This is a genomic window from Bradyrhizobium sp. USDA3516 (assembly GCF_057651995.1).
This window is the reverse complement of the sequence record NZ_JBYGYN010000004.1, coordinates 531,518-542,312: the sequence shown is the minus strand read 5'-3', so window position 1 is coordinate 542,312 and position 10,795 is coordinate 531,518. Positions and strand designations below refer to the sequence as shown.

The 10,795-nt window shown below is 64.9% G+C and carries 11 protein-coding genes and 1 tRNA gene; 3 read left to right on the top strand and 9 right to left on the bottom strand.

The window, feature by feature from the left end:
• On the top strand, positions 1–786 hold a 786-nt coding region (locus AC24YW_RS17045; protein ID WP_487483797.1), incomplete at its 5' end, for an integrase core domain-containing protein.
• Positions 787–811: 25 nt separating this feature from the next.
• Here AC24YW_RS17045 and AC24YW_RS17040 read toward each other — a convergent pair.
• The 3 genes from AC24YW_RS17040 to AC24YW_RS17030 form a co-directional block, all read right to left on the bottom strand.
• Positions 812–888: transfer RNA gene (locus AC24YW_RS17040), tRNA-Arg, on the bottom strand.
• A 147-nt stretch (positions 889–1,035) separates the two neighbouring features.
• The gene (locus AC24YW_RS17035; RefSeq protein WP_487483796.1) at positions 1,036–1,554 is read right to left on the bottom strand and encodes a hypothetical protein; all 519 of its coding nucleotides are present in this window, start codon (positions 1,552–1,554) and stop codon (positions 1,036–1,038) included.
• A 162-nt stretch (positions 1,555–1,716) separates the two neighbouring features.
• The gene (locus tag AC24YW_RS17030) at positions 1,717–2,289 is read right to left on the bottom strand and encodes a hypothetical protein (protein ID WP_487483795.1); all 573 of its coding nucleotides are present in this window, start codon (positions 2,287–2,289) and stop codon (positions 1,717–1,719) included.
• A 180-nt stretch (positions 2,290–2,469) separates the two neighbouring features.
• On the opposite strand from AC24YW_RS17030, the gene AC24YW_RS17025 reads away from it, so the two are divergent.
• A complete protein-coding gene (locus AC24YW_RS17025) occupies positions 2,470–2,853 on the top strand; it encodes a VOC family protein (protein WP_487483794.1) in 384 nt (127 codons plus the stop codon).
• Between the two features lie 42 nt (positions 2,854–2,895).
• Here the strand turns inward: AC24YW_RS17025 and AC24YW_RS17020 are convergent, their stop codons facing one another.
• Positions 2,896–3,393: a hypothetical protein gene (locus AC24YW_RS17020; RefSeq protein ID WP_487483793.1), complete on the bottom strand. Its 498-nt coding sequence runs from the start codon at positions 3,391–3,393 to the stop codon at positions 2,896–2,898.
• Positions 3,394–3,646: 253 nt separating this feature from the next.
• On the opposite strand from AC24YW_RS17020, the gene AC24YW_RS17015 reads away from it, so the two are divergent.
• Complete coding sequence (locus tag AC24YW_RS17015) at positions 3,647–4,000, top strand: GrlR family regulatory protein (RefSeq protein ID WP_487483809.1); 354 nt, start codon at positions 3,647–3,649, stop codon at positions 3,998–4,000.
• Here the strand turns inward: AC24YW_RS17015 and AC24YW_RS17010 are convergent, their stop codons facing one another.
• From AC24YW_RS17010 to AC24YW_RS16990, 5 genes are all read right to left on the bottom strand, one after another.
• Entirely contained in the window at positions 4,001–6,688 is a 2,688-nt protein-coding gene (locus AC24YW_RS17010; protein ID WP_487483792.1) for a PAS domain S-box protein, read from the bottom strand.
• A 186-nt stretch (positions 6,689–6,874) separates the two neighbouring features.
• A complete protein-coding gene (locus tag AC24YW_RS17005) occupies positions 6,875–7,690 on the bottom strand; it encodes an NUDIX hydrolase (RefSeq protein ID WP_487483791.1) in 816 nt (271 codons plus the stop codon).
• Positions 7,691–7,694: 4 nt separating this feature from the next.
• Positions 7,695–8,648: a dihydrodipicolinate synthase family protein gene (locus tag AC24YW_RS17000; RefSeq protein WP_260371123.1), complete on the bottom strand. Its 954-nt coding sequence runs from the start codon at positions 8,646–8,648 to the stop codon at positions 7,695–7,697.
• A gap of 109 nt (positions 8,649–8,757) precedes the next feature.
• Positions 8,758–9,636 carry an SDR family oxidoreductase gene (locus AC24YW_RS16995; protein ID WP_487483790.1) on the bottom strand — a complete coding sequence of 293 codons (879 nt, stop codon included), beginning with the start codon at positions 9,634–9,636 and terminating at the stop codon, positions 8,758–8,760.
• 166 nt (positions 9,637–9,802) lie between these two features.
• Complete coding sequence (locus AC24YW_RS16990; RefSeq protein WP_487483789.1) at positions 9,803–10,663, bottom strand: MaoC family dehydratase; 861 nt, start codon at positions 10,661–10,663, stop codon at positions 9,803–9,805.
• Between the last annotated feature and the right edge of the window lie 132 nt (positions 10,664–10,795).

The following is a 10,795-nucleotide window of genomic DNA, read 5'->3' as shown; positions in this document are numbered from 1 at the left end:
ACGCTGGCCAATGATCTTTGGTGTGCCGACTTCAAGGGCGAGTTCAAGCTCGGCAATGGCCAGTACTGTTACCCACTGACCGTCACCGACCATGCCTCTCGCTTCCTGCTGCTCTGTGAAGCCCTGGACTCAACGCGCGAAGACCCTGCCATTACCGCCTTCGAGCGGCTGTTCCGCGACCGCGGTCTGCCGCTAGCCATCCGCTCCGACAATGGCGTGCCCTTTGCCAGTCCCAATGCCTTGTTCAACCTCTCGAAGCTGTCGGTGTGGTGGCTCAGGCTCGGCATTGCGATCGAGCGGATCAAGCCCGGCCATCCGCAACAGAACGGCCGTCATGAGCGCATGCACCTCACGCTCAAAAAGGAAGCGACCCGGCCGCCAGGCTTCAACAGCCTGCAGCAGCAGGATCGCTTTGACCGCTTCCTGCACGAGTTCAATACCGAACGTCCCCACGAGGCGCTCGACATGAAGTGCCCTGCCGAGCTCTACACCGCGTCAGCGCGCCACTACGACGGCCTGCCCGAACTGTCCTATCCCTTCCACGATCGCGACGTCGTCATCACATCCTGCGGCCGCCTTTGCCTGCATCGCAAGAAAATCAACATCTCCATCGTGCTGGCCGGACAGAAGCTTGGCATCAAGGAAGTCGACGACGGCATTTGGCTCGTCAGCTTCATGCACTACGACCTGGGATACTTCGACCTGGAGCAAAAGACCTTGCAACCCCTCGACAACCCGTTCGGCACGAGGTTGTCACCCATGTCTCAGGTACGATCTGTTACCTAGGTGTCCGGGCTGGACAAACGACGATTGGCGCGCTCGGAAGGATTCGAACCTCCGACCCTCGGAATCGAAATCCGATGCTCTATCCAGCTGAGCTACGAGCGCTCCGACCCGGGCAGCGGGCCGCCAAATCCGCCGGCTGGCGCTGGCGGGGAGCCAGCACACCGACGGGGTTCGGATCGGTTCGAATTAGCAGAGAGGCCAGCCAATAAAAAGCCCTTCTGCCTCGATCGAGGCGGGCCGAAGGCGCCGTCACCAGGTCGTGTTGAAGAGGCCGAAATGCGGCTGCTGAGCGACCAGCATCATGGGGCGGCCCGGCTGCGGCGCCGGATAGGTCCTGGCGATCTTACGCTTGGGCTGAGCCTGGACCGGAGAAGCTTGGGCCTGGAACGTCTGGGGCTGGGCCACGTCGGACTTCCTGGCGGCCGCGGTCCCTGCCCTCGGCTCTGGCGTGAATTGGGCGAAGGTCTCGCGCACCCGCGTCTTGGCCGATATTTCGGCCAAGGCAGGCGACAGGCTCTCCTGTACCGGGGGCTGGGGAGCCGCAACTGCGGCGGTCTGAACCGCGGGTGCGGCAATCGTCGGCTGACTGGTGTCGAGGACCACGCGCTCAGGCAGATGGCGATCGGACCGGATCCGGATCAGCGGCTGGTCGTTGCCTGCAGTCGCGACTACGTGCGCTGCGGGCGGCGCCGGGAAAACGACATTCGCCGCGAACAGCAGTGTGAGCAAAGCTCCACCGACAAAGATGAAATACCTAAAGATGGGCATTGGCCGCGCTCCGCCCCCCGCATCCCCGCGTGGGCTCTGTTCGCCTCAACAGGCGATCTTCCAATTGGTTCCTGGCCCAGCCGTTCGGTTCAAATGGTGATGCATGGTTTTTGGCCAAGGACCGCAGAGGGTAACTTTTCAGCTACCGGGGACAGGCCGCCTTCAAGCGCGGCGCGCTGCAACCAGGGAACATTTTGCCTGATCGGCATTCACGTTGACGACGCCGATTGGGATACGCACGTAGGTCTTGCGGCTCTTCATGCTGACCGGCTCCGCCAGCACGCGGCTGCGGTCGGTCAGATGACTTCCGTCGCGCCGCGTGAACGCACAGACGATCTCGACATCTTTTACGGCATAGTCGTTGTCGTTTCGCAGCGTGAACGTCACCAGGGCTTTGGAGCCGAGGCCGCCGCGACGCCAGGTCTGTGATGAAATCCTGAGACGACCAAGTTCTGCCGTCGCCGGCGCCTGAGCTTCGGACACCGGCGAGGCCACTTTGGCGGAGTCGCCCGTGGGAGGCGCTTCAACAGCCGCTAGCTCCGCCCTCACAGGCTCAGCACTGTTGCCCTTGGAGAGAGGTAGCAACATCCAGATGCCGCAACCGACGATGATTGCCGCCAGCAGCCATAGAAGACTCCGGCCAAATGAGACGCTCGCAATCGTCACGGCCCGCGCCAGTCGTTCGCTGGTGCCGGCGACGCGCCCCAATCCGACTCGGTCGAGCCTCGCATTCATGGTTGCACACCGATCGCGGCCGCAGCACCATCGAAAATGGATTCAGTCACAGCTTACCTTAATTCCGGCGACGAACTAAGGTTCCCCAACGTCATGCGAGTCGGCAACGGCGGTGGTGACCACCGGCGAGACTGCCAGCATGGGCCGTAGCATCGAAAAGTCCCGTTGGGAGATTATGAAATGCCGTTCGCCGTCGCTTGGGATCACGTCCATCTGCGCAGCCCCGATCCGGAGGCCACCGCGGCCTGGCTGCGGGACATCCTTGGTGGCGAGATCGTGCATGCGCCAGGACGGATCGACGTGAACCTCGGCGGGGCCAGGATCTTCATCGCGCCGCTCGAGGGCGACAGCGTCAGCCCGCCACCTCCGCACCCGCATCAGGGCCTCGACCATTTCGGCCTGACGGTGAAGGACATCGACGCGGTCGCCGCCGAGATCAAGGCCAAGGGTGTCACGTTCACGCGCGAGCCGACGACCATTCGTCCCGGCGTACGCATCTGCTTCATCCGCGGGCCCGAAGGCATCTCGATCGAGTTGCTCGAGCGCGACAAGAAATACACCTGACGCGACGGGACGCCCGGCCGGCGACGACGTCACGCCCGAAGGCTAAGTCATGCTACCGGGCATAAAGCAGCGGATGGTGACACCCATGTAGCCGTAGATCGGCCAGACCATGGTGCGTCCCACCCGGTTCGGCTCCGAGATCACGGCCTCCGCGGGCACGTCGACCCAGACGAGCTCCTGCTGCTGGCCATCGAGCGCATGGCCATAGCGCGGGACGCGAACGCGATAATGCCCGTCCTTGCTGTCCCAGTCGGAGTCCGAGAGCGCCGAACCGTCGGCATCGGAGCAGCAAGGCCCCTTGCCGCTGCGCAGACTGTCGAACCAGGCCTTCAATTCGGGATTGGTGTTGGCGAACTGCCCGCGGTCGCGCGCCTGCCCCGAGGGAGCTGCGAGCACGATCAAAGCCAAGGCGTAGACCAGTCTCGTCAGGTTTCGCCGGCGTATCGCATTGCCAGTCCGCCGCTGCTCGCTTTTGCAATTCGTGGGACACGCACCGTACAAGCGCGGCTCATCGCCGCCGGAATCGATCCAGTTGGTCACGTTCGTCTTGCTCCAGCACCCCGCGGCCAGTGCAACAATGGTTATGCATTTCGCGGGCCAACTCTGATTCGCAACGTCGGCCTCGCTTCAGCATCAGAGCGTCATGACGGTGTCACGGACAAGCCGGGACAACTACGGCTGGCAGGCCGCGGCGACCGGCCGGCAAACTGCCGCGTTGCGCGCGGAGATGGGCTTTGGCATAAAGCCGTACCGGTTACGCCATTGGGCGATGGCGGCCGGCCCACGGGACGTTATGAAGAACGGCCTCTATTCAATTCACGTCACCCTGCTCGATGGTCGAGTCGGCAAGGGCAGCGGCGTGATTCTCTTCCGCGACGGCAAGATTCTCGGCGGCGATGCCTACCTGTATTACACCGGCAGCTACACGGTGAAGGACAACAACACCTTCAGAGGCGAGGTGCTGGTGCAACGGCACACCTCACCTCGGGGCGATGACAATCCGCTGTTCGGCGGCCCTGCCCCGGTCGGCATCGGCGTCACCGGCACGTTCACGGATACGCGCGGACAGATGACCGGCACTGCGCTGGTTGGCAAGGCCAGCCAGATCTTCGGCGCGACGCTGCACAAGCTTGCGGACGTCGACTAATTATTCCGCGGCCTGTTCGAGCGGCGCCACGCGCGGCAGGATCATCTGGATGCGCGTGCCGCCACCCGGTTCGGAATCGAGATCGAGCCGGCCACCGAGCCGATTGGTGACGATGCTGTAGACGATGTGCAGCCCGAGACCGGTGCCGCCCTGGTCGCGCCGCGTTGTGAAAAACGGATCGAAAGCGCGGCGGCGCACGTCGAGCGACATGCCGCAGCCATTGTCGGAGAAGATGATCTCGACGTTGTCCTTGCCGGACTCGCGCACCTGGATCTCGATCGTGCCGGGCCTTCCGTCCGGAAAGGCGTGCGCCACCGAGTTCAGAAACAGATTGGTCAGCACCTGGCCATACGGGCCGGGATAGCTGTTCATGGTCAGGTCCGGCTGACACTCGACGTTGAGCGTCAGATTGTGCTTACGCAGGCCCGGCCGCAGGCTCATCACCACCTGCTCGGTGAGGTCGCCGAGATCGAAAGTACGCTGATCCGAATAGTTGCGGTCGGCGGCGACCTGCTTGAACGACTGGATCAGCTCGGCGGCGCGGTTGAGATTGGAGACGAGCTGCGAGGACGCATCGCGGCTGGTGCTGAGGAAGTCGTTGAGCGTGGAGCGGCGCAGCTCGCCGCGCTCGACTTCGGCGGTGAACATCGCGGTCTTGCGCTCCAGTGCGGAGGCGACCGTGAGGCTGATGCCGACGGGATTATTGACCTCGTGGGCGACGCCGGCGACCAGGCGCCCGAGCGCGGCCAGCTTCTCCGCCTCGATCAGCGAGGCCTGGGTCTCGCGCAGATTGCGCAGCGCGGTTTCGGCGGCTTCCTTGGCCTTGCGCATCTCCTGCTCGCCGCGCTTGCGCTCGCCGATATCGAGCGCGACGGTCACGATCCGCTCGATCTCGCCCTCGGCGTCGAGCAGCGGCAACTTGTTGACCAGCCATTGCCGCATGTTGCCGGAGGCGTCCTGATACTCCTCCTCGTAGAAGCCGAGGCCTTTTCGAAGCTTGAGCACCCGCTTGTCGCTCTCGTCGGACTTGGATGCGCCGTAGCGCGACATCAGGTCGGCCGTGGTGCGGCCGAGCGCCTCGCCGGGCTCGATGCCGAAGATCCCGGCCATGTAGCGGTTCATCAGCACGTAGCGCAGGTTTCGGTCCTTGACGTTGATGACCGCGGGCACGGTGTCGATGACCTGCTGGAGCAGGCGCCGACCTTCGGCGATGGCCTCCTCCGCCCGCTTCTGGTCGGTGATGTCGCGCAGCGTGCCCTCGTAGCGGATAATGTTGCCCGCTTCGTCTCGCACGCCCGTGGCACTGTCGGAGAGCCAGAGGATGTCGCCGCTGCGCTGGCGCACCTGATACTCGAACTCGCGCACCATGCCGTCGCGCGCCATCAGCCGCTGGTATTCGGCGCGCGCCTCGGGATGGACGTAGATGGTGTGAGCGATGTCGCTGATGCTGTCGATCAGCTGCTGCGGGCTGTCATAGCCCATCATGCGCGCCAGCGCGGGATTGGCGTTGAGGAGATCACCGGCCGGCGTCGTCACGTAGATGCCGTCGATGGAGCCTTCGAACAGTTTTCGATAGCTCTCCTCGGCGAGGCGCTGCTCGGTGAGCGCGCGCACCGCCGCCTCGCGCGCGGTGTCGGCCTCCTCCAGCGCGCGGCGAAACACTTCGGCCGCCCGCGCAATATCGCCGATCTCGTTGCCGAGGTCGGCGGACGGAATTGAGGCGTCTTTCCGGCCGGCGGCGAGCGCGCGAATGGATCGCGCGATCTGGGCGAGCGGACGCACCGTCCTGCGCACCACGAACCATGCAGCGCCGATGCCGATGAGCACGCCGACCGTGCCGAGCACGATGCTCTGCCATCGCGCCTCGGTCAGCGTCCGGGCGAAGTCGCGCGACAGCACGTGGCCGCGTCGGGAGCTGACCTCGCGCAGCAATTCGGTGACGCGGCCGATCAGCCGGCCTTCCGTTCCCAGCACCTCGCGATCGATGTCGGCGATCTGCCGCTCGCGGACGGCGACGGCCATGATGGCCTCGGCATAGTCGTTCACCGCCGACTTCAGCTTCGTATCGCCGATATCGAGCCCCCGCATTCCCTGTGCGGCCTGCTCGGCCGCGGACGGGTTGCGCGCGAGCAGCCCGACCGCAATCCGGCTCTGAGCCTCGGCCAGGCGCGACGCCAGCTCGCGGTCCGCGGCGTCTGCGACCGCTGCGTCGAATTGGTCGCGCAGCGGCGGCAGTCCGGCGAGCAGCTGGGCGCGGCGGTCGATCAGGGTAGAGATCCGCTCCAGGCCGGCGCGATAGGTCGCGAGCCGTTCGCTGACCCCGTCGATCATGTCCTGCTGCTCGGGCGCGAGCTCGATGCGGGTCTTCTTCAGGATGTCGCTGAGCGTCGAGGCCGCCTCGCCGACCTGCTGGAACTGGATCCCGGCACCGGGATCCGTGACGAAGTCGCGCGCGGCAAGGCGCAGTTCGTTCATGCGGCGATCGATGTCCTCGGCGAGGTCGCCGACGCTCTGCAGCCGCTGCAGCTCGGCGAAGGTCGTATCGATGTGCCGGATCGCGATCACGCTCGCAGTCGAGGTGACGATGATCACCGCCAGCACCAACAGGAAGCTACCGAAGGTGAGCTGGCCGATGGAGAGCGAGAAGGTTCGCCTTTTCTCAGGGGACGGCGTCAATTCGGCGGACATTGGTGGTTTGAGGACCGGACTGCTAGAGGTCCAGTATACGACGTATTGCTGCCCGGGGGGAACATGCCTCGGGACGCGGAATATCGTTAATATCGGGCCCTGCCGCCCGCTTCAGCTTTACGACAGTTTGACGCTGGCTGGCCTGCGGGCCGGATTCGTCGACACTTCGTTGCGTGTCAAAGTGTACTAGCCGACGACCCCGACCTCGAACACCTCGCCGTCATAGCCGGCCTCGCGAGGGATGCGGAGCTGACGGCCGGTTTCGGTCTTGGTCATCACCGGCATCACCGTGACGATCGACAGGCCCCGGGCGTGCTCCAGCGCTGCGGCCACGCTTCCCTGCTTGGCAAGCCGAACCAAATTGCGCGTGGTCGGGAACGGCAGCTTGAAACGGCCGCTCTCCCCGCCCTCCAGCGCCTCGCGCGGCGACACCCAGATCGAATCGGTCGATTCTCGTCCGTCATGGGCGCCGAGCTGGTCGGGCGGTGCGGCGGCGAGGAAGAACCAGGTGTCGAACCGCTTCGGCATGCCCTCCGGCGTGATCCAGTGCGCGTAAGGCACGAGCGTGTCGAGCGCGAGCTGGAGACCGTTGTCGGCGAGAATGTCGAGGAAGCTGATCTTGTGCTCGTTGAGCGCGACGCGATGCGCATCGGCGATCTCGCCGGCGCGCTTGGCGTCGATTGGCGCGCCGGTGTCTTTCGAGCGTGCCAGCAGGATGCCGCTTTCCTCAAAGGTCTCGCGGATCGCGGCGATCCGAAACCCACGGTCCGCTTCGCTCAAGCCCTCGCCGCCCGAATAGAGGCCGGCACGGACAACGATCTCCTTGTCGCCGGCATCGACGCTGCCGCCGGGAAACACCAGCGCGCCCGAGTTGAACTCGATCTGATGATGGCGGACCATCATGAAGACTTCGATCTCGCCGCGGCTGCTGCCATCGGCGCTCGCGCCGTCGCGCAGCAGGAGGATCGTCGAGGCCGGGCGTGATGCTGATATCTCGGCCATGCAATTAGCCTGCGGCGCTGGATTGCGGGCCGAGATTGGCGCGCTTGTCGAAACGGGCGACCCGCGACAAGAGATAGTCGACCTCGGCCTTCGCCGTCGCCGTCATCGTCGCGCCTGGCTTGCGCTGCGCGCTGGAGGCAATGATGCCGCGCTTCTGCAGCACATATTTGCGCACGGTGAGGCCGACGCCGGGCTGCTGCTCGTAGCGGATCAGCGGCAGGTGCGCATCGAAGATGTCATGCGCCGCGTCGCGCTTGCCGGCCTTGGAGAGGTTCACGACGTCGATCAGCAGCTCCGGGAAGGCGTAGCCGGTCATGGCGCCATCGGCGCCGCGCTCCATCTCGAAGTCGAGGAAGGTGCCGCCATTGCCGCAGAGGATCGACAGCGGACGGAGCGAGCCGTCCTTCTGGAAACCGCGCAGCGTCGAGATCTTCTCCAGGCCCGGCCAGTCCTCGTGCTTGAGCATCACGCAGTTCGGATTGTCCATGACGATCTTGCGGATCACGGCGGGGGTGAACACGACCTGCAAGGTCAGCGGATAGTCCTGCAGCACCCAGGGCACGTCGGGGCCGATGGCTTCCGCCGCCTGCTTGAAATAGCCGATGATCTGGTCGTCGGTGCGAAGCGAGGGCGGCGGCGCGATCATGACGCCGGCCGCGCCCGCATCCATCGAGGCCCTCGCCAGCGAGCGCATGGTGGCAAAGCCCGGCGCGGAGACTCCGACGATCACCTGCATCTTCTTGGCACGCTTGACATAGCGAACCGCCACCTGCTCGGCCTCGGCGGCGTCGAGCTTGGGCGCCTCGCCGAGAATGCCCAGCACGGTGACGCCGTCGCAGCCGACCTCCTCGTAGAAATCGGTCAGGCGGTCGATCGAGCGCTCGTCGATCCGGCCGTCGTCATGGAACGGCGTCGGCGCGATTGCGAAAGTGCCCTTGGCGTCGGCGGTGAGTTTCATCTAGTTCCTCGTCTCTCTCTATTCGTCATTCCGGGGCGATGCGCAGCATCGAACCCGGAATCTCGAGGTTCCGGGTTCACGCTACGCGTGCCCCGGAACGACAGTTCAGCTAAAACCGCCGCGCACCCATCTTGATCTGCTCCTCGGAGAAGAAGATCTCCTTGGCGTGATCGACGATGTCCCGGGCGTTCCAGCCCGAGTGCGGCGGCTTCCAGCCTTCCATCTCCATCATCCGCATCTCGCGCACGCCGCGGGGCCCGGACACGCCCAGCACCTTGCCGGTCTGGTCGCCCGACAAGTCGCTGACCATGTATAGCACGGCCGGCGCGATGCCGTCCGGCCCCAGCGCGGCGCCGGGGTTCTCCTTATAGCGGGGCAGGTCTGCGGTCATGCGGGTCAGCGCACCCGGGGCCAGCGTCCAGATCCGGATGTTGTACTTGCGGCCCTCGATCGCGAGCACGTTGGACAGGCCCCAGATGCCGCCCTTCGCGGCGCCGTAATTGGTCTGGCCGAAATTGCCGATCAGCCCTGACGTCGAGGAGGTGTTGACGATGACGCCGCCGCCGTTTTCCCGCATCCAGCGAAACACCGGCATGGTGCAACAAAAGGTACCCTTCAGATGGACCTTGATGACCTTGTCCCAGTCGGCCTCGCTGGACTTGTGAAAGGTCTGGTCGCGCAAAATGCCGGCATTGTTGACGAGGATGTCGGCGCGGCCGAAGTGCTTGATGGCGTCGTCGAACACCGACTGGCCGCCTTCCATGGTGGAGATGTCGGCACCGTTGGCGACCGCCTTGCCGCCCTCGGCCTTGATCGCATCCACCACCTGCTGCGCCATGGACTTGTCGGCGCCGGAACCATCGCGGGGACCGCCGAGATCGTTGACGACGACCGAGGCCCCTTCCCGCGCGAACAGCTTTGCGTAGGCCTCGCCGAGCCCACCGCCCGCGCCGGTGATCAGCGCAACCTTGCCGTCAAGTAGTCCCATGGTGGCGTCTCCCTGGTTATTATTCTTTCTTGTCCCGGACGCGATGCAGCGTGCAACGCTGCGTCGCAGAGCCGGGACCCAGTTCTTTCTTCGCCTGGGTTCTCTCTGGGCCCCGGCTCTGCAGCGCATCACTACGTGCTGCGCTGCGTCCGGGGCACGAGACCACCTAACCCAGCACCGTCTTGCCGTTCTTGATCACCGTCACCCCGCGCGATTTCACCTTGGCTTCGAACGAGATCACGTTGCCGTCCTTCCAGAGGTCCATGGTCACGGTCTCGCCGGGATAGACCGGCGAGGAGAACCGCGCGACGTGCTGGCGGAAGGCGCTGGCGTCGTAGTCGGCGTAGGTCTGAAGCACGCCGCGGCAGGTGATGCCGTAGGTGCACATGCCGTGCAGGATCGGACGCGGGAAGCCGGCTTTCTTGGCGAACTCGGGATCGGAGTGCAGCGGGTTGCGATCGCCGCAGAGGCGATAGACCAGCGCCTGGTCGGGACGCGTGGTGATGTCGATGGTCTTGTCGGGCTCGCGCGATGGGATCTTGTGCGGATCGGGCTGCGTCAGGCTGGGCCCGCCGAAGCCGCCATCGCCGCGGGCAAAGCGCGAAGCGACCAGCGTTGCCAGCTTCTCGCCCTTCTCGTTCTTCAGCACGGTCTGGTGAACGATGACCACGCCCTTGTCCTTGCCCTTGTCGTAGACTTCGAGGACCGAGGAGTCGGCGGTGATGTTGGCGGCAACCGGCAGCGGCTGGTGGAAGGTGATGTCGCGCTCGCCGTCGACCACCATGACGCGGTTGAGATTCATCTCGCCGGGTCCCGAGCCCCAGGCCGCGACAGAGGCGAAGGTCGGCACCACCTTCAGCGGCCGCGGCGTGTACGTGCCCTCGTTGACGAAGGCGAGGTCGTTCTCGTCCATGGGGTCCGCGCCGAGCCCGATGCCGTAGGCGTAGAGCATGACTTCGCGATCGGTGTAGGCGTATTTCTGGCCGAGATTTTTCAGGCCTTTGAGCTCTTCATATCTGGCGGACATGTTGTCTGTCTTCCTCCCGGTCTCTCCGCGAGCAGCGGCGCCCGTTGATGTGCCCTCTCCCCTTGTGGGAGAGGGCCGCACCGCCCTTGCAACAAACTCACTCGGATGAGGGGTTGGCTCCGCAGTGACACT

Excerpts from the sequence above, each read along its gene's own strand:
- AC24YW_RS17035 (WP_487483796.1), bottom strand. The coding sequence starts at position 1,554 with ATGCCCATCTTTAGGTATTTCATCTTTGTCGGTGGAGCTTTGCTCACA.
- AC24YW_RS17030 (WP_487483795.1), bottom strand. The coding sequence starts at position 2,289 with ATGAATGCGAGGCTCGACCGAGTCGGATTGGGGCGCGTCGCCGGCACC.
- AC24YW_RS17025 (WP_487483794.1), top strand. The coding sequence starts at position 2,470 with ATGCCGTTCGCCGTCGCTTGGGATCACGTCCATCTGCGCAGCCCCGAT.
- AC24YW_RS17015 (WP_487483809.1), top strand. The coding sequence starts at position 3,647 with ATGAAGAACGGCCTCTATTCAATTCACGTCACCCTGCTCGATGGTCGA.
- AC24YW_RS17010 (WP_487483792.1), bottom strand. The coding sequence starts at position 6,688 with ATGTCCGCCGAATTGACGCCGTCCCCTGAGAAAAGGCGAACCTTCTCG.
- AC24YW_RS17005 (WP_487483791.1), bottom strand. The coding sequence starts at position 7,690 with ATGGCCGAGATATCAGCATCACGCCCGGCCTCGACGATCCTCCTGCTG.
- AC24YW_RS17000 (WP_260371123.1), bottom strand. The coding sequence starts at position 8,648 with ATGAAACTCACCGCCGACGCCAAGGGCACTTTCGCAATCGCGCCGACG.
- AC24YW_RS16995 (WP_487483790.1), bottom strand. The coding sequence starts at position 9,636 with ATGGGACTACTTGACGGCAAGGTTGCGCTGATCACCGGCGCGGGCGGT.
- AC24YW_RS16990 (WP_487483789.1), bottom strand. The coding sequence starts at position 10,663 with ATGTCCGCCAGATATGAAGAGCTCAAAGGCCTGAAAAATCTCGGCCAG.